Annotated in this window: 17 protein-coding genes and 1 tRNA gene; 13 read left to right on the top strand and 5 right to left on the bottom strand. The window is 50.3% G+C overall.

Annotated features, from left to right (window positions below; all coding sequences use genetic code 11):
• Nucleotides 1–30 precede the first annotated feature (30 nt).
• Nucleotides 31–2976, bottom strand: coding sequence for a TonB-dependent receptor (locus tag J3B89_RS16780; protein ID WP_215398761.1), 2946 nt, complete (start codon nucleotides 2974–2976; stop codon nucleotides 31–33).
• Nucleotides 2977–3396: 420 nt separating this feature from the next.
• Nucleotides 3397–4395, bottom strand: coding sequence for an alpha/beta fold hydrolase (locus J3B89_RS16775; RefSeq protein ID WP_215398760.1), 999 nt, complete (start codon nucleotides 4393–4395; stop codon nucleotides 3397–3399).
• 218 nt (nucleotides 4396–4613) lie between these two features.
• Here J3B89_RS16775 and J3B89_RS16770 point away from each other — a divergent pair, with 218 nt between their 5' ends.
• From J3B89_RS16770 to J3B89_RS16745, 6 genes are all read left to right on the top strand, one after another.
• Nucleotides 4614–5768 (top strand): efflux RND transporter periplasmic adaptor subunit, encoded by a 1155-nt coding sequence (locus J3B89_RS16770; RefSeq protein ID WP_215398759.1) that lies wholly within the window; start codon nucleotides 4614–4616, stop codon nucleotides 5766–5768.
• Between the two features lie 9 nt (nucleotides 5769–5777).
• The gene (locus J3B89_RS16765) at nucleotides 5778–8861 is read left to right on the top strand and encodes a multidrug efflux RND transporter permease subunit (RefSeq protein WP_215398758.1); all 3084 of its coding nucleotides are present in this window, start codon (nucleotides 5778–5780) and stop codon (nucleotides 8859–8861) included.
• Nucleotides 8858–11926 carry an efflux RND transporter permease subunit gene (locus J3B89_RS16760; protein WP_215398757.1) on the top strand — a complete coding sequence of 1023 codons (3069 nt, stop codon included), beginning with the start codon at nucleotides 8858–8860 and terminating at the stop codon, nucleotides 11924–11926. The genes J3B89_RS16765 and J3B89_RS16760 overlap by 4 nt, the downstream gene beginning before the upstream one ends.
• A gap of 216 nt (nucleotides 11927–12142) precedes the next feature.
• On the top strand, nucleotides 12143–12319 hold the full coding sequence (locus tag J3B89_RS16755) for a DUF1328 domain-containing protein (protein WP_082694821.1): 177 nt from the start codon (nucleotides 12143–12145) through the stop codon (nucleotides 12317–12319).
• 23 nt (nucleotides 12320–12342) lie between these two features.
• A complete protein-coding gene (locus tag J3B89_RS16750; RefSeq protein ID WP_215398756.1) occupies nucleotides 12343–12537 on the top strand; it encodes a hypothetical protein in 195 nt (64 codons plus the stop codon).
• 79 nt (nucleotides 12538–12616) lie between these two features.
• Nucleotides 12617–14266 (top strand): diacylglycerol kinase family protein, encoded by a 1650-nt coding sequence (locus J3B89_RS16745; protein ID WP_215398755.1) that lies wholly within the window; start codon nucleotides 12617–12619, stop codon nucleotides 14264–14266.
• 5 nt (nucleotides 14267–14271) lie between these two features.
• On the opposite strand, the gene J3B89_RS16740 is transcribed toward J3B89_RS16745, so the two are convergent.
• A complete protein-coding gene (locus tag J3B89_RS16740; RefSeq protein ID WP_215398754.1) occupies nucleotides 14272–15618 on the bottom strand; it encodes a sigma-54 interaction domain-containing protein in 1347 nt (448 codons plus the stop codon).
• A 195-nt stretch (nucleotides 15619–15813) separates the two neighbouring features.
• Between J3B89_RS16740 and J3B89_RS16735 the strand changes: the two genes are divergently transcribed.
• The 4 genes from J3B89_RS16735 to sbcC all read left to right on the top strand — a co-directional run bounded on the left by J3B89_RS16735 (nucleotide 15814) and on the right by sbcC (nucleotide 21272).
• On the top strand, nucleotides 15814–16311 hold the full coding sequence (locus tag J3B89_RS16735; RefSeq protein ID WP_215398753.1) for a hypothetical protein: 498 nt from the start codon (nucleotides 15814–15816) through the stop codon (nucleotides 16309–16311).
• 101 nt (nucleotides 16312–16412) lie between these two features.
• On the top strand, nucleotides 16413–16952 hold the full coding sequence (locus J3B89_RS16730; protein ID WP_215398752.1) for a BON domain-containing protein: 540 nt from the start codon (nucleotides 16413–16415) through the stop codon (nucleotides 16950–16952).
• A gap of 115 nt (nucleotides 16953–17067) precedes the next feature.
• A complete protein-coding gene (sbcD, locus tag J3B89_RS16725) occupies nucleotides 17068–18285 on the top strand; it encodes an exonuclease subunit SbcD (protein WP_215398751.1) in 1218 nt (405 codons plus the stop codon).
• Nucleotides 18282–21272, top strand: coding sequence for an exonuclease subunit SbcC (gene sbcC, locus J3B89_RS16720; RefSeq protein WP_215398750.1), 2991 nt, complete (start codon nucleotides 18282–18284; stop codon nucleotides 21270–21272). The genes sbcD and sbcC overlap by 4 nt, the downstream gene beginning before the upstream one ends.
• 45 nt (nucleotides 21273–21317) lie before the next feature.
• On the opposite strand, the gene J3B89_RS16715 is transcribed toward sbcC, so the two are convergent.
• Complete coding sequence (locus tag J3B89_RS16715; protein ID WP_215398749.1) at nucleotides 21318–22064, bottom strand: DUF481 domain-containing protein; 747 nt, start codon at nucleotides 22062–22064, stop codon at nucleotides 21318–21320.
• A 2-nt stretch (nucleotides 22065–22066) separates the two neighbouring features.
• The gene (locus J3B89_RS16710) at nucleotides 22067–22891 is read right to left on the bottom strand and encodes a mechanosensitive ion channel domain-containing protein (RefSeq protein ID WP_215398748.1); all 825 of its coding nucleotides are present in this window, start codon (nucleotides 22889–22891) and stop codon (nucleotides 22067–22069) included.
• Between the two features lie 156 nt (nucleotides 22892–23047).
• Between J3B89_RS16710 and J3B89_RS16705 the strand changes: the two genes are divergently transcribed.
• The 3 genes from J3B89_RS16705 (at nucleotide 23048) to J3B89_RS16695 (ending at nucleotide 25115) form a co-directional block, all read left to right on the top strand.
• A tRNA-His gene (locus J3B89_RS16705) sits at nucleotides 23048–23123 on the top strand.
• Nucleotides 23124–23182: 59 nt separating this feature from the next.
• On the top strand, nucleotides 23183–23725 hold the full coding sequence (locus J3B89_RS16700) for a DUF1285 domain-containing protein (protein ID WP_215398747.1): 543 nt from the start codon (nucleotides 23183–23185) through the stop codon (nucleotides 23723–23725).
• Between the two features lie 106 nt (nucleotides 23726–23831).
• Nucleotides 23832–25115, top strand: coding sequence for a metal-dependent hydrolase family protein (locus J3B89_RS16695; protein ID WP_215398746.1), 1284 nt, complete (start codon nucleotides 23832–23834; stop codon nucleotides 25113–25115).
• Nucleotides 25116–25130: the final 15 nt, after the last annotated feature.

The raw sequence follows: 25130 nt of genomic DNA, 5'->3' as shown, positions 1-25130 counted from the left end.
GGCTTTCTGGTTTAGTAAAAGACGTGCTGTTTAAAAGGTATAACGTACGCCTAAATTGTAACGGGCACCATACTGATATCCGCGCAGGAACTGCTCCGGAAAGCGCACATAGGTACGCTGGGTTTCTTCGGTAATGTTTAACCCTTCTACAAATACCGTCAGGTTGTCGGTTACGGCATAATTTACGTTAATATCCCATTGCCCATACGACTCGGTAAATACCGGCGCCTGATGCTGATCAAAACCGGTAAGAAATTCGTCACGCCAGTTATAAGATACCCGTACCGACAAGCCATAATTTTCATAAATTAATGAAAGGTTAGCAGAATCGCTTAAGCCGGGTAGTGCAAACTGGTAACCAATAGCATTGCGATCCGCTTCAACATCACCATATACAAAGGTAGCATTAGCCTGTACACCGAAACCTGTTTCACCAAACATATGCTGTGCAGCTAACTCCCAGCCCCACAGATTAGCAGTTTCGACGTTAGTGTCACGCGCAACAGAGAAGATGGTCAGCGGATCATTTTCATCGCCGGTAATCGGAGTACCTTGCGGTGTGCCCTGGTTTGCATTGATACGGTCATGAATAGCCTGATCCGTAGGTTGCAAACCTTCTGCTACCAAATCAGCTATAGCTTGATCTGCGCGTGGGCCAATAAAGGGGTCACGGATGCCCGCCAGAGTTTCCTCAGTAGTGGTATTGACCAGAAAGTTTTCTACCTGCTTACGATAGTAACCCACAGATGCATAACTGCCCGGCTGGTAGTAATACTCCAGCGATAAATCGATATTGTCGGCGGTATAAGGTTTTAACGCCGGATTGCCAACAGACACTTTACGCTGGCCCACTTTAGGGTTGCCTGCAAAAGTGGTAGTAGAGCGCAAAGCTCCCACCGGTGCCCGTGTTAACGAACGGCTGTAAGAAAAACGGCTAATCAGATCATCAGCAATCTCAATGTTCATATCAACATTAGGCAGGAACTCACGGGTTTTACCGTTACCTTCAGAGAAAGTACGGTCGGTAGCATAAGTATAAGCCCACTCGTTGCCGTTTACCCACTGCATGCTGACTGCCGGGCGTTCTAAACTGTTTGCAGTAGCATCGGTTTGCTCGTAACGCAAGCCTGTGGTGATATTCACCGGCATACCGTTAAACTCGGTTTCAAACCGGGCTTGGGTATACAGTGCAACAGTCTCTTCTTTTACTCTGTGGTCATCATCAATCGGGCCGGCGCTAAATACACCACCTAATTCTTCTGGCCAGCTGCAGGCGCCAATGCCTGCATCCGGGTGGTCACAATCAATCCCTTCGGCGATATTTACAATATCGTAGAAGTCAGCCATATAGAAATAATTAATCTTCTTATCGCGGCCACCACCAGAGAACTTGTCAAGTAAACCGCTGGTATCAACGCGGTAAAACATATCGTCCGGATACCAGTCAGCTGACCACAGCCACCAACCTGCTGCCAGTTGCCCAGAGTAAGCGTTGGTAGAGCGGAATGACATATCGGTATAGGTTGCCCCAAAGTCAAAACTGACCAAAGCGCTGTCACTGCTATTAAGCCATTGGCCTTTTAGCTGCAACTGGTCCATTTTGTTTTTGTCTTCATTTTTGCTGACACCACCAAATAATGAACCCATATCCTGGGGCAGCAGTTCTGGCTGACCGCCTGTAAGCGTGAAGTCGATTACCGGAATACCACCAGAGGTAAAGTTAGCGGTTTTTGTTTCAAGATTGGCCGTTGGGTTGTCGCACCAGTCACATGAAGTGTTACCAATAATCATATAGGCATCATGGCCAAGGCCTGTGCCCATACTTACTGCTTCTGAGCTGTGATAATCCAGCTCCAGGCTTAGGGCATCAGTAACCTGCCATTCCAGATTCAGACCAAGCGATTTATTCTCGCTGGCAGAGCCATTGCGGTTCAGGTTAGTGGCATAGTCGCCATTTACTTCTGTCATATTAACGTAAGTGCCGTTTTCATTAATAGTGGCGCTTTGTACGTTACCGCCGTTATTAAACCAGACACCAAAGCCTACCCGTTCTACATCCAGTTCAGTTTTTGAATAGGTGTAATCCAGTGTGGCTTTAAATTTATCGGTTGGTGCAAACTGCATAACCAACTGGCCGTTGGTACGTTTACGGTCATTATCCAGAATTTCGTAACCGGCATTTTGCGGATACCAGGTATTGCCATCAGCACGCTGGTTGTTGTCGGTAAGCTGCAGGTTAGGCGAGTTTGACAGATCGACATTGGGGATCCAGTTATCTACGGCCATACCTTCAGCGCGGTTGTTACGCTCCTGCACAGAGCCTGACAGCAAAATACCAAATTTCTCATCAGCGAAGGTGTTGCTGAAAATGGCAGACACTTCCGGTGTAAAATCGTCGCCAACCTCGTTAGAGGTATCATGTACGGCTTTTACGCCAACCGAAGCTTTCAGGCCCGGGTTGTCCAGGGGTCTTGCGGTAGATATATTTACCGTGGCACCAATACCGCCGCTGGGCACGTCGGCGCGGGCGGTTTTATGTACTTGCACGCCGCTGACACCTTCGGTGGCTATATTGCCAAAATCAAACGAACGGCCACCGCCGGTGGTAGGCATCTGGCGGCCATTTAATGTCACCAGGTTAAACTCAGGGCCAAAGCCGCGTACAGTAATGCGACTACCTTCGTTATTTGAACGGTCAATTGATACACCGGTAATACGTTGCAACGACTCAGCAAGGTTAGTGTCCGGGAATTTACCAATGTCTTCTGCCGTTATAGCATCCACTACCCCGGTTGACTCACGTTTAATATCCATCGACTTAGCTAAACTGCCGCGAATACCGGTAACCTGTATAACTTCAACTTCAGTAGTTTGTGCTGTTTCGTCATTCGCGTAAACAGGGGCCATAACACCGGCGCCTGTAATAAGTGACAAACTTATCGCCAGACGCGATAGTTTGAAACGTGTGTGGTTCATACCCTTTCTCCCGTGTTTTGCTGAGTGTGTAATCGTTTTAGTTATTTGGTAGCGCTTACATTTTTAATCTTGTGGTTAAAACTTATAATGTAAGCGCTTACAAAAGGTAGTTGATTAATGCCATAAGGTCAATACATCAGCAGTAAAAAGCTGCACAATATTGCAGCGCGGCTGATTCGTGTTGGTGCAGTGTGTCGGCTTGATACTGCTGGGTTGTCATTTTCTATTTTAAATACAAATGATTGCAGCTGATTGCGATGGCTTGGGAAAAATGATGCCGTTGCTCTGCGTTAGTGCTTCAGAGCATGCTAAAGCGGATCATGAGTTGTTCGATAGTTTCTGCCAAATGATATGTAAAAAGCAGCAGCTTGAAAAAAGCTGCTGCTATTAGCGTAATAAGGGGGGAAGCTTTTAATGCGCTTAGTCTGCCAGGTGCTTTAGTAACACCTGATGAAATTCCTGTTCAGCTTCTACCTGCGGCGAATGGCCCAGCTTAGGCAGTTCCACCAGCGTTGCCCGCATGGCTTTAGCAGCGGCCTGGCCCAGTTGTGGGTAGTTACCCAGTTTGGCTGCAAGCTCTTTACTGGCGCGGTTGGCGCCTGGTGCGGTGCGATCTTTTCCGCCAATAATCAGTACTGCCGGTACGCGGATATTGGCAAATTCGTGTACTACCGGCTGGGTAAATATCATCTCAAAGGTTTGAGCCTGGTTCATTGCCACTATGTTTTTACCTGCGCCTGCGTAAAGCCCGGCCTGCATATTTACCCATTGCTCATACTCTGGTTTCCAGTTGCCGTCGTAATAAAACTTCAGCTGATACGCTTTAATACTGTCGAAGCTGGTTTTTAGTTCGTTAGCATACAGGGCGTCGATAGTGGCATAAGGCACGCCTTCAGCCTGCCAGTCTTCCAGCCCGATAGGGTTAACCAGCACAATTTTTTCCACGTCGTGTGGGTATTGCAGCGCATAACGCGCGGTTAGCATACCGCCCATAGAATGGCCGATAACAACCGGCCGGGTAACGCCAATACTGTTTAGTAAACTGTGCGTATTAGCGGCTAATTGTGCCAAACTAAACTGATATCCCTGTGGCTTGCTGGATTTGCAAAAACCGATCTGATCAGGCACTACCACGCGGTAACCTTGCCCGGTCAGCACCTTAATACTGGCTTGCCAGGTGGCAGCACAAAAGTTTTTGCCATGCAATAGTACGGCGGTTTTGCCGTTAGCTGTTGTCGCAGGAGCAACATCCATATAGGCCATTTCCAGCTTTTGGCCCTGAGTTAGCAACTGGTAGTTTTTTACCTCAAACGGATAGTCAAAGCCCTCAAGCCGCGGGCCATAAGAGGTTTGGGCAAATACCGGGACCGATAAAACATAAGCCATAGCCGTGGCAACAATAGCAGTTAAAATACGCATAAATTGTTCCTGTTTTGTTTTAACGCTGTTTGAGTGTAAAGAAAAACACCGTTATTGCCTAATCTGGTACTGCAGTTAAGTTATTTAACGCGCTAAAGTAGTGTTCTGCCGAAATGCTGACAATCTTTACCTAATCTTGACGTTTACCGCGTTGAGCCTATGTTAACGCTAACTTATAGTAAGCGCGGATTTTACTCAGGTTACAGGACTTACGGAAAATGGCGTTGCTGAAGAAACCTTTGTTGGTGGCAGGTGTAGTGGTAGTAGTTGCAACTGCAGCTTATTTTCTATGGCCAAAAGCGGGCAACCCGACAGCAGCGCCAGCCAGGCAAATGAACCCCTGGGCAATGCCGGTTCCTGTGCGGGTAGTAATGGCCGATGCCGCCGATTTACGGGTACAGATAAAAACCATTGGTACGGTTACGCCACTAAATACTGTAGTAGTGCAAAGCCGGGTAACCGGAACACTGCAGAAAATAGCCTTTACTGAAGGCGACAAGGTTGCACAGGGCCAGTTGCTGGCAGAGATTGATCAGGCCGATTATCAAATTCAGCTGGCACAAGCCCAGGGCCAACTGGAACAAAATCTGGCGCAGCTAAAAAATGCTGAAGCCGATTTACAACTGTATAGCAAACTGCGTGAGCAAAGCTCTATTTCGGCGCAGCAGTACAATCAGCAGCAGGCTTTGGTTGCACAGCTCAAAGGTACGATAAAATCGAATCAGGCACAGATTGACGCAGCCAAACTGCAATTGTCTTACACCCGTATTCATGCGCCTATCAGTGGCCGTTTGGGGTTACGCCGGGTTGATCCGGGTAACCTTATTCAGGCCAATAACACCGAAGGGTTGGTCACTATTACGCAAAGCTCACCTATTGCAGTATTGTTTGCCATTCCTGAAAGCCAGTTATTGCAGGTACGCGATGCCGTACGCCAGGGTGAAACATTAACAGTGGAAGCCTGGGACAGATCTGAACGGCAGTTACTCAGCCAGGGGGCGCTTACGACACTGGATAACCAGATTGATGCTGCTACCGGTACCTTGCGGCTAAAAGCCGAATTTGCTAACGCGCAGGAAGAGCTGTTCCCTAACCAGTTTGTCAATGTAAGGCTGAATGTAGCGGTGCAGCAAGGCGCAGTTACGATTCCGCAAGATGCGGTGCAGTACGGCTCTGCCGGTAATTATGTGTATGTTATTGAGCAAAACAAAGCGCAAATTCGCCAGGTTAAACTGGGTGCCACAGATAATGGCATGGTGGCGGTGGAGGACGGCCTGCAAACCGGGGATCTGGTGGTGCTGGAAGGGCTGGACAGGTTAAGGCCGGGCCGTGCAGTTGAGGTGATTACCGACCAACCGGTTGCTGCCGGTTAAGGGGCGGTAATGAATTTATCCCGCCCTTTTATACTGCGGCCTGTTGCTACGTCGCTATTGATGCTGGCGATATTGATAGCCGGTATTCTCAGTTGGCGGCAGTTGCCGGTAGCTGCATTGCCGCAGGTAGATTACCCTATTATTCAGGTGTTTAGTTTTAACCCCGGTGCCAGCCCCGACATTATGGCGCGTACTGTTACCGCACCGCTGGAGCGGCGGCTGGGACAAATTCCCGGCTTAAAGCAAATGTCATCCAGCAGTTCAGCCGGAGCGTCGGTTATCACATTGCAGTTTGCGCTAGTGGTGGATATGGGCGTGGCCGAGCAGGAGGTACAGGCAGCCATTAACACTGCTGCGTCATTGTTGCCATCCGATCTGCCCACACCACCGGTGTACCGCAAAGTAAACCCGGCCGACGCGCCTATTCTTACGCTGGCTGTAACGTCTGACACGTTGCGCCTGCCACAGGTGTACGACTTAGTTGACACCCGGATGGCACAAAAGCTGGCGCAGCTGCCCGGCGTGGGCATGGTAAGCCTGGCTGGTGGCCAGCGCCCGGCGATAAGGGTAAAAGCCAACCCGGCCGCATTGGCCAATATGGATTTAAGCCTGGAAAACCTGCGTACCGCCATTGCCGCCGCCAACACCAACCAACCTAAGGGCAGCTTTGATGGCCCGTTTCGCTCTACCATGCTTGATGCTAATGATCAGATCCGTGATATAGCCGAATATCAGCAACTGATTATTGCCTGGCGTGACAATGCGCCGGTGCGGTTGGCAGATGTTGCCACGGTAGAGCAAGGCGCTGAAGACCGTTTTCTGGCGGCCTGGGCCAACGAGCAACCGGCCGTGCTGCTGAATATTCAGCGCCAACCCGGCGCTAATGTTATTGAAGTTGCCAACAGAGTACAGGCGCTGCTGCCGCAGCTTACCTCCACCATGCCGGCAGCGGTGAATGTAACAGTGTTAACCGACCGTACCCTGAGTATCCGTGCTTCGGTACGTGATGTGCAAAAAGAGCTGATTTTTGCGGTCTGTCTGGTGATCCTGGTAACCTTTGTGTTTTTGCGTACTATACCGGCCACCATTATTCCCAGCCTGGCTGTGCCGTTATCGCTTATTGGTACTTTTGCGGTGATGTTGCTGCTGGATTTTTCGGTAAATAACCTGACACTAATGGCACTGACTATTGCCACCGGCTTTGTGGTAGATGACGCCATCGTAATGCTGGAAAACATAGCCCGCCACCGCGAGCAGGGCGCGTCACCGATGGAAGCTGCACTTAAAGGCGCGAAAGAAATTGGCTTTACACTGATTTCATTAACCTTTTCTCTGGTTGCCGTGTTGATCCCGCTGCTGTTTATGGCCGATGTAGTAGGCCGGTTGTTTTATGAATTTGCCGTTACTCTGACCGTAGCAATACTGATTTCATTAGTGGTGTCGTTAACCCTTACGCCAATGCTGTGTGCCCATATGCTGACCGCACTACCGCCGCACGCAGATAAAGATAACCCCGGCACCATGCAGCGGGTAATTAACGCCTACGGCCGCGCGTTGCAGTGGGTGCTGCGCCATCAGCGGCTGGCAATGGCCAGTATGCTGGCAACGGTAGCCCTGACAGCCGGTTTGTATATGATGGTGCCTAAAGGTTTTTTCCCGGTGCAGGATAGCGGTGTAATACAAATTATCACCGAGGCGCCGCAGGATATTTCGTTTCAGGCTATGGCGCAGCGTCAGCAACAACTGGCGGCGAATATTTTGCAGCATGCCGACGTTAGCAGCCTGTCGTCTTTTATCGGCGTAGATGGCAATAACAACAGTATTAACAGTGGCCGTATTCTGGTAAACCTGAAACCTCATGGTGAGCGCAGTGCATCGGCGGTGCAAATAATACATCAGCTCGAGCAACAGGTACTGGCTGTGCCCGGTATTAAAGGCTGGTTCCAGCCGGTGCAGGAGCTTAGCATCGAAGACAGAGTAAGCCGTACCCAGTATCAGTTCAGCCTGAGCACGCCAGACCATGAAATGCTGAGCCAGTGGCTGCCGGATGTATTCAGTGCTTTGCAGCAACGGCCGGAGTTGTCAGAAGTTGCCCATGATTTTCAGCAGCAGGGGTTGCAGGCTTATATCGATATTGACCGCACGGCTGCTGCCAGGCTTGGCCTGACGGTGGCACAAATAAGCTCGGTATTGCAAAGTGCTTACAGCCAGCGCCAGGTTTCAACCTTGTTTACCCAGGCTAATCAGTACCGCATAGTGCTGGAGGCTGATCCGGCACAGGTTACCGGCATTGATGCGCTGGATAAACTGTACCTTACCAGTAGCAGCGGTGCCACAGTACCGTTATCGGCCGTGGCAACGGTAAGCCAGCGGCCGGCCCGGTTGCTGATTAACCAGCAGGGGCAGTTTCCGGCCATAACGCTGTCGTTTAATCTGGCCCCCGGCTATTCGCTGGGTGAGGCAGTTGCCGCTATTGAGCAGGTGCAGCAACAGCTGCAACTGCCGCCCGAAGTTGAGCTGACGTTTCAGGGCGCGGCTGAAGCATTCAGGGCGTCGCTTAGCAACACGCTGTGGTTGGTGCTGGCGGCTATAGTGACTATGTATATTGTGCTGGGTATTTTGTATGAAAGCCTGATCCACCCGGTAACCATTTTATCTACGTTGCCCTCTGCTACGGTGGGTGCCTTGCTGGCTTTACTTATTACCGGCCAGCCGCTGGATCTTATTGCAGTGATCGGCATAGTGCTGCTGATTGGCCTGGTGAAGAAAAACGGCATTATGATGGTCGATTTTGCGCTCGATGCGCAGCGTAATCAGGGGTTAATGCCTGATGAAGCAATTTATCAGGCAGCGTTGATGCGGTTCAGGCCCATTCTGATGACCACATTAGCGGCCTTATTTGGTGCTATACCACTGATGCTGGGCACAGGTTCCGGTGCCGAGTTGCGCCAGCCTCTGGGTTTAGTAATGGTCGGCGGCTTAATGGTAAGCCAGGTACTTACTCTGTTTACCACACCGGTGGTGTACCTATGGTTTGACCGCCTGTTCAGCAAGCGCAAACCGGCAATGCAGGCAGAGGCAGCCACAGTATGAATCTGGCGCAGCCCTTTATTCAGCGGCCGGTAGCCAGCTCATTACTGGCCAGTGCCATTTTACTGCTGGGTTTATTAAGCTGGCGTTTATTACCGGTGTCGCCGTTACCTGCTATTGATTTTCCGATGATCGTTGTTACTGCCAGTTTGCCAGGCGCCAGCCCGGAAAGCATGGCGGCAACAGTGGCCACGCCACTGGAACGCGCACTGGGCAGTATTTCCGGTATCCGGCGTATCAGTTCGTCCAGCAGTCAGGGCTCTACTCAGGTGCGGCTGGAATTTGAATTACAGCGCAATGTTGATGATGCCGCCCGCGAAGTGCAGGCGGCTATTAACGCAGCCCGTGGCCAGTTACCCGCGGGTATGCCGGGTAACCCGGTGTATCGCAAGTTTAACCCGTCGCAGGCACCGATAATGGCGCTGGCGCTAAGCTCAGGCCATCTGGCCGGCAGTGTGTTGTATGACAACGCTTCTACCGTGCTGGCACAAAAACTGGCACAAATTACCGGCGTAGGTGAGGTAGAGGTAAGTGGCTCCTCGTTGCCTGCGGTGCGGGTACAGCTTAACCCCGGCATGCTGGCGCACTATGGCGTGGCGCTGGATGATGTGCGGGCCGCCATCAGCAGTGTTAATGCTTCAGTACCGCTTGGCGTACTGGAAAGCGATAGCCATCGCTGGCAACTGGCCACCAGTGAAACCTTACGCCAGGCCGCCGACTACCAAAGCCTGATTATTAAATACATTAACGGTGCGCCAATCCGGCTGTCAGATGTGGCGCTGGTAACAGATTCCACCGAAAACCGTTACAGCGCCGGTTTTCACAATGATAAAGATGCGGTGATCCTGCTGGTCAGCCGGCGTACCGGTGCCAATATTGTCGAAACGATTGACGCTATTTATCAGCAGTTGCCGTTGTTGCAGGCGCTTACCCCGGCCGGAGCAGATTTAGCCGTAGTGATGGACCGCAGCCCGGTGATCCGCGCTACGCTGGCAGAAGCGCAGGTTAGCCTGCTGATCGCTGCTGTGCTGGTAGTGCTGGTGGTTTGGGCATTTCTTGGCAGTTTACGCACGGCGCTGATCCCCAGCCTCACCATACCCATATCGCTGATTGGCGCTTTTAGCGTAATGTACCTGTGCGGTTTTTCACTGAATAACTTATCGGTAATGGCACTGATTGTTGCTACCGGCCTGGTGGTGGATGATGCCATCGTGGTGGTGGAAAACATTAAGCGCCATATAGAGCGTGGTTTGTCGCCGTTGCAAGCTGCCAGGCAGGGCGTGGCAGAGGTAGGTTTTACCCTGCTGGCAATGAACCTGGCCCTGATAGTTATTTTTCTGTCCATTTTATTTATGGGTGGCCTGGTAGAGCGGCTGTTTCGCGAATTCTCCATTACGCTGGTGGCCGCAATGGTTATTTCGCTGCTGGTGTCATTAACTCTTACGCCCAGTATGTCGGCACTGATGTTAAAAGCCGCGCCGCTGGTACAGCAGAAACAAGGGCTGTTTTACCGTTTTGGTCAGGGTTACCGGCGCAGCATTGATATTGGCCTGAACCATTATCGCTGGCTGCTATTAGCGTTGGTGTTACTGTTTGCCGCCAGCGGCTGGCTGTACAGCAAACTACCCTCTGGCTTGCTGCCAGAGCAGGATACCGGCCAGCTGAATGGTTTTGTGCGCGGCGATGATGGTGCTTCATTTCAGATGATGCAGCCCAAAATAGAAGCGTTTCGTCAGTTTGTTCTGCAGGACCCTGCCGTAGCTGATGTTACCGGCTCCAGTGGCGGTACCAGTGGTGTCAGTAATTCATGGATGCGGGTGCGGTTAAAGCCGCTGGCCGAACGCCAGGTATCTGCCCGCGCTGTGGTTGACCGGCTGCGGGCTAATGCCCCTAAAGTGCCGGGCGGCATTTTGTTTATGAATGTTGATCAGGATATCCGCTTGTCTTCACCCTTTAGCCGCAGCGATTACGAAGTACAGCTGCTATCCGACGATCTGGCATTACTGCGCCAGTGGGGCAAAAAAGTTGGCGAAAAACTACAGGAGTTGCCAGCTCTGGTTGATGTGAACACGCCGGGCGGCGAAGATGCCCAGCAAATTGAACTGCATATCGACCGTGAAGCAGCACAACGGCTGGGTGTTGATATGCGTACTGTAGCGACTTTGCTAAATAACTCTTTCTCACAGCGCCAGATTGCCACCTTATATGATCAGCAAAACCAGTACCGTATCGTAATGGAACTAATGCCCGGCTACACCGCCCAGCCAGAGGTGTTGCAGCAATTGCAGGTTATTACCAGTGATGGCAGGCAAATACCGCTATCGGCCATTGCCAGTTACCGTTATGGTCTGGTTAATGACAGAGTGCAGCACGACGGCCAGTTCGCCTCTGTTAACATCGGCTACGGCCTGGCGCCGGATACCACGATGGAGCAGGCATCAGCGGCCATCGATCAGGCACTGGCAGAGCTGATGGTGCCCGGAGCCATTCATGCGATAAGTGGCGAGAACCAGCGCAATGCTATGTTTAAAAGCAGCGATCAAACCTGGCTGATTATCGGCGTGATAGTAGCGGTGTATCTGTTACTGGGTATATTGTACGAAAGCCTGCTGCAACCGCTGACTATACTGTCAACTTTGCCCTGTGCCGGGCTTGGTGCACTTTTGGCGCTGTATCTTACCAACAGTGATTTTAACTTAATTGCGCTGCTGGGCCTGTTTTTACTGATTGGCATCGTTATGAAAAATGCCATTTTACTGGTCGATTTTGCTCTGGCAGCTGAGCGCACCCAGGGGTTATCGCCCCAGGAAGCGGTTGCGCAGGCTGCCCGGCAGCGGCTGCGGCCTATTTTGATGACAAATTTTGCTGCGCTGCTCGGTGCTTTACCATTGTTGTTGGGGGTAGGCGAAGGCTCTGAGCTGCGCCAGCCGCTGGGTATTACCATAGTAGGCGGTTTACTGGTAAGCCAGATCCTCACGCTTTACACCACCCCGGCGGTATATCTGCTGATCAGCAAGTGTCGCAAAAGCCCGGTGCGCGCTAATGTAGCATCATCTGCAGCAGGTTAGGTTGTTACCAGACAGCCGGAGCCTGCGATGGCTTTTTTACCGGTCAACCGGTAAATTTTTCTGCATGGCGTTTATATAGCTGTTTTAGGTTTTTGCCATATTTCCTTTAAACTATTAAATATCAATAACATAACATGCACTCTAAAAGCTGGCATGTTACTGGCTATATTCCTACTGACAATTGACCCTGTGCATATCGCACATAAGGAGAACATTATGTTGGGCTGGGCATTAACATTTCTGATTATCGCGCTTATTGCCGCTGTGCTGGGCTTTGGTGGTATTGCGGGTGCAGCTGCAGGTATAGCTAAAGTTATTTTCTTTATCTTTATTGTGCTGTTGGTTATTTCATTATTAGCAGGTGCTTTACGCGGTAAATCGCCAAGGTTGTAAGTGGTAAAAAGAGGAAAAACAGTATGACAATAACTAACATATTATTCCGTTTGATGCTGGTAACAGCACTGGTATTTTCTGTCGTAGCATGTGAAAAAAATAATGCTGAAGAAGCCGGTGAAAAAATTGATGAAGTGGTTACTGACGTAGGTAACAAAGTGGAAGACTTATGTGAGGATGTCAAAGACAAAGCGGATGCTAAAGACAAAGATTGTTAAGCATATAACGTAGCCGCCACGAGCGGCTACGTTGGTTTTATTTGTCAGGAAGGCAGCTTTGTCAGGAGTACAACCGGCTATGAATATTGCTCTGTACTATGTGTTGCTGGCATTACTGTTGGCTGTAGCCAGCTGGTTTGCATCCTACCTGCTGTTCCAACTGGTTTTAGCCTGGGCTGCGCTGTCGTTTCTGGTGGTCAGTTCTGCTTACTGGTTAAATACTGCAACAGTATTTCGTAAACGCGGTAATGGCAGCTTGCCCTGGTACAGCCGCTGGTTATTTATTCCTTTCTTGTTTAGTGCCAATCTTTATAACGTGCTGGCCAGGCGCCGGGATAAAGTACCACCAATACAGCGGGTTAGTGGTGGGTTATATCTTGGAGCCCGTTTAACCGCCGCCGATATGGAGCAGTTACACGCTGAGCAAATAACCGCTGTACTGGATGTCACTGCCGAATTTGCCGCGCTGGACGGGTTAAGTCAGTCAGATGACATCAGCTATCTGAATATTCCGGTGTTGGACCACGCCAGCCCCAGCCATACCCAACTGCAGCAGGCAGTAAACTGGCTACAACGGCAACGGCTTGAGGGCCGTAAAGTGCTGGTGCACTGTGCGCTGGGGCGTGGCCGTTCGGTGCTGGTACTGGCTGCCTTTTTACTTAGCCGGCATAACAGCCGCAGTGCCGATAAAGCGGTAGCACTGATCCGGCAGGTAAGGCATACGGCCCGGCTTAATAAACATCAGCTGACGGCGCTGCGGAAATTTACCGACAGTTACACTGAGCAAGGCCAGCAGCCGGTATGGTTAATTGCTAATCCCGCTGCCGGTGGAGGTAAGTGGGCAGATGCCGAAGCTGAGGTTGTTGATTTACTCTCGCCTTTTATGCGGCTAAGCCTGCATGCTAGCAGCGAGAACTGCACAGCGCGGCAACTGGCACAGCAGGCAAAGCAGGCTGGTTGCACTATGGTTATTGCTTGCGGTGGTGACGGCACGGTTACCGAGGTTGCTTCGGTGCTGGTTGGCACTGAGATCCGTTTAGGCATTATTCCTCTGGGTACCACTAACGCTCTTAGTCATGCGCTATGGGGCATAAGTTCTAAGTTAATGCCGTTGCGTTCTGCTTGTCTGAATATTATTGAAGGCCAGAGCCGCGCCATAGATACGGCACGCTGCAACGATAAATTAATGTTGCTGTTAGCCGGCGTGGGCTTTGAACAGCAAATGATTGAAGCGGCTGACCGCAGCAGCAAAGACCAGCTGGGCCAACTGGCGTACCTGAATGGTTTATGGCAGGCGGTACAGGCGAATCATATTCAGCAGCTGTTGGTGCAATTTGATGCTCAGCCCGAACAAGCGTTAGATACCGCCAGTCTGGTAATAGCCAACGCGGCGCCACTGACAACGTTACTGGCCCAGGGGCACGGTGCGCCTGATTTAACTGATGGCAAACTGGATATTACCTGGCTTACGGCCGACCACGCCAATCAGGCCGACAACAACGCGGTACTGGGCCTGGCAGAGCTGGCGCTGGCAGGCTTAACTAACATCAGTCTTAATGCGGTTAGTCAGCACTGTAGTGCCCGGCGGGTACAAATTCGCCGGCAAGACGGACAACAGCTGCAGTATGTTATCGACGGTGAGCTATACAGCGACACCGTATTGGATATCAGTGTTGTTCCGGCGTCATTACAGGTAATGTTGGCTGACAGCCAACAGGGAACTGGCTGAGGTGCCTACTGTTCAGTTTGTTGATACTTTTCCAGTTTGTTGTACAGCGTTTTCACACTGATCCCCAACTGTTGCGCGGTATCGGTTTTATTACCGGCATTTTGTTCCAGCGTATTTAAAATCGCGGCTTTCTCCAACTCTTCCAGTGATACACCGCAGGGCACCTCTGTCAGGCACTGCTCATCGGAATCATCTGTAAGTGTTTCTAACAGCAAATGTTCGGGTAAAATTTGTTTATCTGCCAGAATATAAGCCCGCTCTATTGCATGTTTTAATTCGCGTACATTGCCAGGCCAGGTGTGCTGGGCTATCAGGTGTAATGTTTCAGCGGCCAGCTCTTTTTGCTGCTGCTCTTTGGCATTACGGTAAGCCAGAAAATGTTGCGCCAAACCGCAAATATCATCGCCGCGGTCACGCAGTGGCGGTACATGTACCGGAAATTGTGCCAGGCGGAAATACAAATCTTCCCGCAGTGCGCCTTCTGCAATAGCTTGTTGCGGATCGCGGTTTGTTGCCGCCACAATACGCACGTTAGCCTGGCATACTTTGTCACTGCCCACCGGGCGGTACTCACCACTTTCCAGTACCCTTAATAGCTTAACTTGCTGATCCAGCGGCATTTCCGTTATTTCATCCAGAAACAGGGTGCCACCTTCTGCCTGGGTAAACACCCCTTTATGCTCGCGCAGGGCGCCGGTAAAAGCCCCTTTGTTATGGCCAAACAATTCGCTGTCTACCAGCTCGGGGCTTAGTGCACCACAGTTAACAGCTACAAAAGGCTGCTCGGCACGGTAACTTGCTAAGTGTAATGTGTTGGCAACTAACTCTTTACCTGCACCACTCTCGCCAGTGATCAGGACGTTAGCTTCCGTTACCGCTACTTTACGTAAAGTGCGGTATAGTTTGAGCATAGAGCGCGAGGACCCCACCAGCAAGCCGAACTGATCTAATGCACTGGCACTGGCTTTTGCCTGTTGCCGGCTGGTGCTGAGCTGTTCGTAAAAATCCTGCAAAATATCGAGAATACAGGCCATATCCAAAGGTTGGCGAAAATGATAACCGGCCCCGCTGCGCATCATCTGATCCAGTACCGGATCGGGGCTGCCGTCGCTAACGACAATAAAGTCGATTTCTGTCAGTAATTTACTATTAAGTAGCCGTTGATAGTCGGCCTGGCTGTGTTTATCTGCCTGAATAAACGCCAGTTCACAAGGTTGCTGCTGTAATTGCTCAGACCAGGGGGCAGAATCGCTGCTTCTTACTACCACGAAGCGGCGCACAGCGGGAGACTGTAGTAGCTGGGTGGCTAGTCCGCTGTCCTGCACATGCAGAAATAAACGTGGTTGTGTCATCTGTCAGATCTCAGTTGCGATATATAACTCTAAGCCAGCACTGTAACTTTAACAATGTGGATGGGTAAAACTTACCAGTCTTTATTACGGCGAGATGGTGTATGCAGAAAATAATTAGCTGAATCATTACATTAAACCTTGGTATATGAATTGAATATGAACTGTGACCGCTAAAACCGCACAGGAGGTACCCTTATGCAGTATGCAGGTTCAGCAAAGTCAGAATACGCAGAAGAAGAAAGAATTTTATCTGGCGTTTATGCTGTTTGTGTTGCAGCACAACAATTCTTCCACCAGGCAGCGCAACAAGTCACCGACAGCAATCTGCGTTATAAATTTCGTGAACTGTCAAACATGCATGAAGCAACCGCACAGCAGCTACCTGCAACAGCAAAACAGCAGGGCATACCACAGGATTACAGCAGTGAGTTGGCCGCTGTGCAGTTTTGGTACCTGCACCAGCACGCAGCGTTGCATAGTCAGCCGGTGGTGCAATCTGTGCTGACTGAACTGGCCGGTTTATTGCTGCAACAACTACACGCATTAAAGCAATTGATCCGGGCAGTGCACAACCGCAGAACTAAAGTAACGCTGGCGCACTTATCTGCGGCATTGCAAATGGCCAGCGATCAGTTACAACCATTGCTGCAAGTTTTACCGGTTAGCAGGCAAAATCTACAAACAAAAAATTAACATAGTATGAATGGTAAAATAATTTCAATATAAAACATATGCTTAATTGTTGGCATCAAACTAGCATTAGTTATATCGTCTCAACAAAAAGGAGCGACAACATGAAACGTACAACTTTAGCAATGACGATGGCTCTGGCATTCACCACCGCAACAGTAGCGGCAAATGACTGGAAAGACGGTGCCAAAGATGCGTGGATTGACGGAAAGGCCGAAACAACATTACTGTTAAACGGCAATCTGAATTCGTTTGATATTAATACTGACGTTAAAAACGGTAAAGTTACTTTAACCGGTAAAGTAAAAAGTGACGTAGATAAAGCCTTAGCGGAAGAGCTGATTGAAAATCTGGATGGCGTAACTGGTGTAGATAACCAGCTGACAGTAGTTAATTCTGGTCAAACCGCTGGCAGTAAAGACGGTAGCGCCCTGAAAGACGCTAAAATTGCTACGGTAGTTAAAACCCGTTTGTTATTTGAATCAGAAGTCAGTGGCACTTCTATCAATGTAGACGCTGATAACGGCGTGGTTACATTGCACGGTGAAGTAGATTCTGACGCTGAAAAAGATTTGGCGGTAGCCATTGCGAAGAACACCTCTGATGTTAGTCGTGTAATCGACAAACTGCAGGTTGCCCGCTAGTACATTTGCAGCAGTAAATAAAAAGCCGATCTGAGCCTGCAGGCCAGATCGGCTTTTGCTGTCTGGTACAGTATCCGGTATGCTTTGCCAATGATTTCCCCGGCGTTTTTCCGCTATGCGTATTCTGCACACTTCCGACTGGCATCTGGGCCAGCACTTTATAGGCCGCAGCAGGTTAGCCGAACATCAGGCGTTTTTAGCCTGGCTGGTACAACAGGTAACTGAGCTCAATATTGATGCCATTATCGTCGCAGGTGACATTTTTGACACCGCCACGCCGCCCAGTTATGCCCGTGAACTCTATAACCAGTTTATTGTTGAGCTGCAGGGCAGCGGTTGTCAGCTGGTTATTCTGGGAGGTAACCATGATGCTGCTGCAGTGCTGAATGAAAGCAAAAACCTGCTGCAGTATTTAAACACCAGGGTATTTGCCAGCAGCAGCGATGATTTGGCCCGGCAGTTGGTTGTGCTGCATAATCAGCAAAAACAACCTGCTGCGTTGTTGTGCGCCATACCTTTTTTGCGCGCACGCGATCTATTGCAAAGCCACAGCGGCCAAAGCGCCCGTGACAAACAACTTAGCCTGCAACAAGCCATAGCACAGCATTATCAGCAGCTCTATGCACTGGCGCAACAATACAATACTGAGCAGCAGCTGCAGTTGCCCATTATCATGACCGGGCACCTGACCACCGTGGGTGTTAGCACCTCAGAATCGGTGCGTGATATTTACATCGGTACGCTGGAAGCCTTCCCAGCGGATGCATTCCCGCCGGCCGATTATATTGCGCTTGGCCATATTCATCAGAGCCAGCAGTTAAAAGCTGCTACCGACATCCGTTACAGCGGCTCGCCGATAGCACTGAGCTTTGATGAAGCCAAAGCACAAAAGCAGTTGTGGCTACTGGAATTTAACGAAGCAGAAAAAACCGTTACCAGCCTGCCGGTGCCTTGCTTTCAGCCTTTGTGCAGTATTAAAGCCAATCTGGCCGATGTGCCGGTAAAAGTGCAGCAGGTGCTGCAGGGTATTTCTGACGGCAGTACCTTGTGGCTGGAGCTGGTGATCAGTGAAACGGATGCCTATCTGACAGATTTACAACAAAGAGTTGAGCAATTATTGCAGGGCTTACCCGTGCAGTTACTGCGCTTACGCCGCCAGCGCAGTAACCAGGCGGCTGGTTTAACTGCACCGGTTCAGCAAAGTTTATCTGAATTAACACCACAGCAGGTATGGCAAACCCGGCTACAAACCGAAATGCTGAGCGATGAGCAACAGCAGCAACTGACCATACTGCACCGTCAGGTGCTGGCTAAAGTGACAGGCACAGCATGAAAATTTTGTCAGTAAGGCTGCAAAATCTCAACTCACTGCGCGGCGAGTGGCTGATAGATTTTCGCCTGCCGCCTTTTAACCAGAGTAATATTTTTGCCATCACCGGCCCTACCGGTGCCGGTAAAACCACCATACTGGATGCCATTTGTCTGGCGTTGTATCACGAGACACCGCGGTTAAACACCTCTGCTACCAATAATGAACTAATGACACGCCATACCAGTGAGTGTCTGGCCGAAGTTGAGTTTGAGGTTGCCGGGACAGGCTACCGGGCGTTTTGGAGCCAGCGTCGCGCCCGGGGCCAGAGTGATGGCAAGCTACAGGCTGCTAAAACCGAACTGGCGAAACTGGACGGCACTATTCTGGCAGAAAAAACCAGCGATAAACTGCGCCTGGTTACCGAAATCACCGGGCTGGATTTTGGCCGCTTTACTAAATCTATGTTGCTGGCGCAGGGCGGCTTTGCCGCTTTTCTTAATGCCAATGCCAATGAGCGGGCTGAATTGCTTGAGGAGCTTACCGGTACCGATATATACGGCCGTATTTCACAACAGGTATTTAATGACTGTCGTGAGCAAAAAAGCGAGCTGGATCTGCTGCAGGCCAGAGCCGGTGCGGTAGAGCTGCTTAGCGAAGAACAACAACAGGCTCTGAGTAGCGAGCTTTCAGCGGTAAAAAAGGCACTCACAGAGCAGCAACAGGTTGTAGCACAGCAACGTAAAGTGTTGGCCTGGCGCGAACAACTTAATAACGCTGAGCAAGAGCTGCAGCGCGCAGAGCAGGAAGTGCAGCAAGCGCAGGACGCAAATGCCGCACACCAGAATGAACTGGCCCGGCTAAGTGCCTATCAGCCAGCCAGTAAATTGCTGCCCTTGTATACCGCTATGCAGCAACTGCAGGTACAACAACAGCAATACCAGCAACAGCAGGCAGCACTGGCACAGCAATTAACCGCTGGCAGCCAGCAACAGGCCAATCTGCTGTGGCAGGGGTTGCAGTTCCTGAAACAACAGCAGCATAGTTTTGCCCAACAGACGCAGCAGCTTACAGAACAACAGCAGTATACCCGGCAGCAGCAACTGATACTGACAACGCAGTTAGCCGCTCTTGGCAGCCAGTTGCAAGAGTTAGACAAGGCACTAAGCGGTGCCGGGCCAGACAGCTTGCGCCAGCAGCAACAGCAGCGTCGCGAACAGCAATATCAGCTGCAGCAATTGCAGCAAAAATTACAACAACAAGACAAACTGCAGCAAAAAAGTACAGAATTACAGCAGCAATTAAATCATTCCTCCGCGGCGCTGGAGCCGGTAACTGCGCAGTTAGTCATGCTGCGCCAGCAATATAAAACACTGACAGAACAGCTCAATGACAAAAAACAGCTGCTGGCCCAACAACAGTTGATTATGCAACTGTCTGAGCATCGTTCCCGGCTGCAACCAGATCAGCCCTGTCCGCTGTGCGGAGCCACAGAACACCCTGCCGTTGCTGAATATCAGCAGCTTAACAGCTCTGTTGCCGAACAGCAGCTGCTGGCAAAAGAGGCAGAACTTAGCCAGACACAACGTCAGGGCGAGCAGCTTAATAAGCGTGAATCAGCGTTGCAGGCAGAGCAACAACATTTAACCCGGCAACTTGCGCAGCTGGATGCCGAGCTGGCAGAGCTAAAGGCTGAAATTAGCCGGCAGGCTGAGGGTAGTTCGCTGGTAACTGTTAGTACGCAGCTTGATGCCATTGCGGCAGAGCTCAGTAAAAATGAGCAACAGCTGCGCCAGCTTGAACAACGGCAGCTGCAGCGCCAGCAAGTAAAAGAGCAACAGCAGCAGCTTGAGCGGCAACTGACAGATAATCAGCATCAGTTGCAATTATGGCAGCAACAGGCATTGCGCTTAGATGAGCAGCAAGCTGAGCTGGCAGCACAGCAAGAACACTGGCAGCAGCAATGGCAGGCTATGGCAGCGCAAACTCAACCGGTATCAGCACAAACCACAGTAACTGAGCTGGCTACAGTAACAGCGGCTTTGCAGCAGTTACAACAGCAAATGCAGCAGTGGCAGGGCCAGCAGCAAGTACTACAGCGTCAACAGCAGGGTATAGCCGCAGAGTTGCTGCAGGCTGCGCAGCAATGGCAGCAAGTACTGGCTGGCAGCAGCTTTACTGACGAAGCGGCATTTAAAGCCGCTTTGCTCAGCGAAGCCGAGCTTAGTGGCTTGCAACAATTGCAGCAGCGCTTACAGCAAAACGAAATCGCCGCCAAACGGCTGCAGGCCGACTGGCAACAACGGCTGCAGCTTATTGCACAGCAGCAGTTGTCGGCCTTATCAGCCAGTGAGCTGGCCAGCGAGCTGCAGCAGCAAGAAGCACAAGTGCAGCAAATGACAGAACAACTCGGGCAACTGCAACAGCAACTTAATAGCGATGCCCGGCGCCGCGATAGCCAGCAGCAGTTGCTGCAGGATATTGCCGCTAAACAACAGCAGTATGAATACTGGCAGCGGCTGAACAGCTTGATTGGTTCAGCAGATGGCGCCAGGTACCGGCGTTTTGCCCAGGGGTTAACCCTGCAGCAACTGGTTGTATTGGCCAACCGCCAACTGGCGCTGTTACATAACCGCTATCAACTGGCCCGTCACACAGAGGCCGAGCTGGAGCTGGTAGTGCTGGACACCTGGCAGGCTGACAGTTTACGCGATACCAAAACGTTGTCGGGTGGTGAGAGTTTTCTGGTCAGTCTGGCATTGGCGTTGGCACTGTCAGATTTGGTCAGCAGTAAAACCCGTATTGACTCGTTGTTCCTTGATGAAGGCTTTGGCACCCTGGATGCTGACACGCTGGACAGCGCATTAAGTGCATTGGATAACCTCAACGCCAGCGGCAAGATGATTGGCATTATCAGCCATGTTGAAGCGTTAAAAGAGCGGATAGCAGTGCAGATAAAAGTAGAAAAACAACAAGGCCTGGGCTATAGCCAAATTCGTGTTGTCAGTTAAGCAGCTGATAACGTAAAACAGCCCGCCAACAGGCGGGCACAGTGATTAAAACGAATACACCAGAGTCAGAGACGTTTGAGTATCAGTACTTTTTTTCCCCTCCGGTACGTCTGAGTCATTTTGTACCAGAAAGGCGGCTTTCATCTGCAGTGCGCCATTAATTTTGGCCAGCAATGAGGTTTCTGCGATAGAGCGGGTATTGTCGTCACCGTATTCTACGCTTAATGTCTGGGCGAAACTGGCTGATTCACTGATTGTCCATTTGAACGATGCAGCACCGCGGACAATCAGGCCATTTTCCGTTTCACCGGTAGAGCGCTTGCCAGTGAAATAACCCGGACCTATTTCCATGTCCAGTGATTTATCTTCAACGTTGTATACTCTGGTGCCATAACCGACCGCCAGGGTGGTGTATTCGGTATAAGCACCAAATTCGTCATCCGTATAAGAGCCAAAAGCAAACAGCTTGTCGAATTCGCTTTCCAGTTTGTAGGCCGTTTTTGCCGAAATCATATAACGCTCTGCCGATTTTTGCGTGAATTTGTCGCCGTTGGCATCGGTCTTTTCATCTTCTTTAAAGAAGGCACTGAAAATATACTGGTTGCTCCATTGCTCCAGCTCTTGCTTGGCATCAATCTTACCGGTAATAGAGGTACCAACAGTATTACCTGAGGTAGTAATGGCACCCAGCTCGGCAGAAGTGGTCCATACTTTGCCGGTAGCTGCTGCATCATGTGCCTGAGCCTGCACACCGACTGCTACCACCAGTGCCAGAATTGAAAAATACTTCATACTTACTCCTGCTTGTCTTTTTTGATATGAACGTCCATCTGCGGGAATGGAATGCCAATACCTTGCTCATCGAAAATCAGTTTTACTTTTTCCAGCGTGTCCCAGTATACACCCCAATAATCGGCCGAATTTACCCATGGCCTTACATTAAGGTTAACTGAAGAGTCAGCCAGCGCTGCTACTTTCACTGTAGCGGCCGGTTCCTGCAGCACCCGCTCATCATTTTTCAGAATATCTTCAAGTATCTGTTTAGCTTTGCGTAAGTCAGAGTCATAACTGATGCCAATCACCAGATCAACCCGGCGCCGTGGTTCAGCTGAATAGTTGGTGATAGGCCCGCCGGTTATCTGCGCATTGGGTACTATGACCCTTTTGTTGTCAGGCGTGCGCATCATAGTCTGGAATATTTCAATTTTATCCACAGTACCGCTGACGCCACCGGCATCAATGAAATCGCCGGATTTAAACGGCCGGAATAAAATAATCAAAATGCCGGAGGCAAAGTTGGCCAAAGAACCCTGTAATGCCAAACCAACCGCTAAGCCGGCAGCACCTAAAATGGCGATAAAGGAGGTGGTTTGCACACCAATTTGTGATAATGCCATCAATACCGTGGCAATCAGAATAATGGCGTAAATCAGGCTTGCTATAAACGCCACTACGGCTTTGTCTACCGAGCGCGCCACCAGTGTTCTCTCAATAAAGCGTGAAATCGCCCTTGCCATCATGCGGCCAATGTAAAAAATAAAAATTGCGGCAATAATCTGGATTAGATAGCCCAATAAAACTTCGTGATTCTCTTCAAATAACTGGGTTATTTGCTCCATAACACTCTCCTTTGCTGGCGAAAATGGCAAAACGGCAAAAGGATACCACAGAATAAAAGCGGGCCAAATGAAAACGACAACAAGTTGTTAACTGATTTCCTGCCTGAAAAGGCTTGGTGTTGAAAAAAAACTTAGTTAGAATAACCGCCCGCAACGGTGACTGTAGCTCAGTTGGTAGAGCCCCGGATTGTGATTCCGGTTGTCGTGGGTTCGATCCCCATCAGTCACCCCAGCTTCTCTTCTGCTGCTAAGCTTGTTTCATCATTAACCTAACTACAGGCTTTGTTAGCTATGACTGATCTGTCTGCTTTACAGCGCCAGCTTAACCAGCCAGGCCTGGCGCCGGTGGAAAGCTGGAACCCGCCGTTTTGCGGTGATATTCCGCTGCATATCGATGCACAAGGCCAGTGGTTTTATCAGCACAGCCTGATCCAACGCCCGGCTTTGGTGAAACTTTTTGCCTCGGTATTAATTTGCCAGCATGGCGAGCACTTTTTGCAGACGCCGGTAGAAAAAGTGCGCATCAGTGTCGCAGATGCACCGTTATTAATTACCGATTGGCAGTGGACAGATACCGTCACAGGCCCGGCATTGCTGCTGACGACCAATCTGCAACATCAGCTGTTGCTAGGTGCTGAATACCCGATGATCGTCAGGCCGGATCCGCAGCAGCAATTATTGCCTTATATCCAGCTATGGCATGGTTTGCAGGCGAAGCTTAGCCGTAATGTGTATTATCAGCTTAGTAGCCAGGCCAGGCCGGTGTATTGTGATGGCCAGCAACACTTCCAGTTAAAAAGCGCCGGCTATCCTTACACTTTTGCTATTGTTTAACCCTACGCTGGTCGGCTAAAACCGTTCGCCCGTCTCAAGCTGGTTGTTCATTGCTGCGATAATGCTATCACTGAAGCGCAACTTCTACTTAAAAGGCACTAACAATATGAATAAAACGCCCATTGCTATGCTCATCGGCACCTTATGTATCAGCCCCATCACCAGTGCTGCTACGTTGATCCACGCTGGCACGCTTATTACCGCTGAAGATAAAAAAGTACTTTCTAATCATACTATTGTGATAGAAGAGGATAAAATTACCGCTATTGAAGCCGGCTTTCGTAACCCCACTGCTGCAGATCAGGTTATTGACCTGCGCCAGCATACAGTAATGCCGGGTTTAATGGATATGCACACGCATTTCTACAGCCAGTTCAGCCCAACGGTGTACAGCGAAGGCTTTACTATGAACGAAGCTGATTACGCCCTGCGCGGCGCAACCTTTGCTGAAAAAACCTTAATGGCCGGTTTTACCACTGTACGCGAGCTGGGAGACAATCACCACATCAGTAATGCCCTGAAAAAGGCCATTGCCAAAGGTTATGTTAAAGGGCCACGTATTTTTGCTGCCGGTAAATCAATTGCTACCACCGGCGGCCATGCTGACCCTACCAATGGTGTGGCCTATGCATTAATGGGTGACCCCGGCCCCAAAGAAGGCGTAGTTAACGGTGCTGATGAAGCCCGCAAAGCAGTGCGTCAGCGCTATAAAGAAGGCTCTGATCTGATTAAAATTACTGCGACAGGTGGTGTGCTCAGTGTAGCGAAAAGCGGCAGCAACCCGCAGTTTACTGACGAAGAGCTGGCGGCTATTGTCAGTACTGCCAACGACTATGGTATGAAAGTCGCTGTACATGCGCACGGTAAAGAAGGCATGGAGCGGGCAATTAAAGCCGGGGTACATTCTATCGAACATGGTACCTATATGGATAAAAACACCATGGCGATGATGCGCAAACAGGGCACCTACTTTGTGCCAACTATCAGTGCCGGTAAATGGGCAGCTGAAAAAGCAGCTATTGCGGGCTTTTTCCCCGAGCTGGTACGGCCCAAGGCGGCAACCATTGGCGCTAAAATTCAGCAAACCTTTGCCGAGGCATATAAAGCCGGAGTGAAAATTGCTTTTGGTACCGATGCCGGAGTGTATGAACACGGGGAGAACTGGCGCGAGTTTATTTATATGACAGAGGCTGGTATGCCGATGCTGGAAGCCATTCACAGCGCCACTATTGAAGGCGCGCGTTTACTTGGTGTAGCAGATGAACTGGGTAGTATTAAAGCCGGTAAAATTGCCGATATTATTGCCGTACCGGGTGATCCGCTGCAGGATATTCAACAGATGGGTAAGGTAAGCTTTGTGATGAAAGCCGGCCAGATATACCGGCAGTAGAGCTACACAGCCATT

The organism is Rheinheimera oceanensis (genome assembly GCF_018831085.1).
Classification (GTDB): Bacteria; Pseudomonadota; Gammaproteobacteria; order Enterobacterales; family Alteromonadaceae; genus Alishewanella; species Alishewanella oceanensis.
This window is presented reverse-complemented; position numbering and strand designations above follow the sequence as displayed.

What these genes read in the sequence shown, in the direction of transcription:
- J3B89_RS16735 (WP_215398753.1), top strand. Translation starts at nt 15,814, where the DNA reads ATGCAGTATGCAGGTTCAGCAAAGTCAGAATACGCAGAAGAAGAAAGA.
- J3B89_RS16700 (WP_215398747.1), top strand. Translation starts at nt 23,183, where the DNA reads ATGACTGATCTGTCTGCTTTACAGCGCCAGCTTAACCAGCCAGGCCTG.
- J3B89_RS16710 (WP_215398748.1), bottom strand. Translation starts at nt 22,891, where the DNA reads ATGGAGCAAATAACCCAGTTATTTGAAGAGAATCACGAAGTTTTATTG.
- J3B89_RS16770 (WP_215398759.1), top strand. Translation starts at nt 4,614, where the DNA reads ATGGCGTTGCTGAAGAAACCTTTGTTGGTGGCAGGTGTAGTGGTAGTA.
- J3B89_RS16745 (WP_215398755.1), top strand. Translation starts at nt 12,617, where the DNA reads ATGAATATTGCTCTGTACTATGTGTTGCTGGCATTACTGTTGGCTGTA.
- sbcD (WP_215398751.1), top strand. Translation starts at nt 17,068, where the DNA reads ATGCGTATTCTGCACACTTCCGACTGGCATCTGGGCCAGCACTTTATA.
- J3B89_RS16740 (WP_215398754.1), bottom strand. Translation starts at nt 15,618, where the DNA reads ATGACACAACCACGTTTATTTCTGCATGTGCAGGACAGCGGACTAGCC.
- J3B89_RS16695 (WP_215398746.1), top strand. Translation starts at nt 23,832, where the DNA reads ATGAATAAAACGCCCATTGCTATGCTCATCGGCACCTTATGTATCAGC.
- J3B89_RS16750 (WP_215398756.1), top strand. Translation starts at nt 12,343, where the DNA reads ATGACAATAACTAACATATTATTCCGTTTGATGCTGGTAACAGCACTG.
- J3B89_RS16780 (WP_215398761.1), bottom strand. Translation starts at nt 2,976, where the DNA reads ATGAACCACACACGTTTCAAACTATCGCGTCTGGCGATAAGTTTGTCA.
- sbcC (WP_215398750.1), top strand. Translation starts at nt 18,282, where the DNA reads ATGAAAATTTTGTCAGTAAGGCTGCAAAATCTCAACTCACTGCGCGGC.
- J3B89_RS16765 (WP_215398758.1), top strand. Translation starts at nt 5,778, where the DNA reads ATGAATTTATCCCGCCCTTTTATACTGCGGCCTGTTGCTACGTCGCTA.
- J3B89_RS16730 (WP_215398752.1), top strand. Translation starts at nt 16,413, where the DNA reads ATGAAACGTACAACTTTAGCAATGACGATGGCTCTGGCATTCACCACC.
- J3B89_RS16755 (WP_082694821.1), top strand. Translation starts at nt 12,143, where the DNA reads ATGTTGGGCTGGGCATTAACATTTCTGATTATCGCGCTTATTGCCGCT.
- J3B89_RS16775 (WP_215398760.1), bottom strand. Translation starts at nt 4,395, where the DNA reads ATGCGTATTTTAACTGCTATTGTTGCCACGGCTATGGCTTATGTTTTA.
- J3B89_RS16715 (WP_215398749.1), bottom strand. Translation starts at nt 22,064, where the DNA reads ATGAAGTATTTTTCAATTCTGGCACTGGTGGTAGCAGTCGGTGTGCAG.
- J3B89_RS16760 (WP_215398757.1), top strand. Translation starts at nt 8,858, where the DNA reads ATGAATCTGGCGCAGCCCTTTATTCAGCGGCCGGTAGCCAGCTCATTA.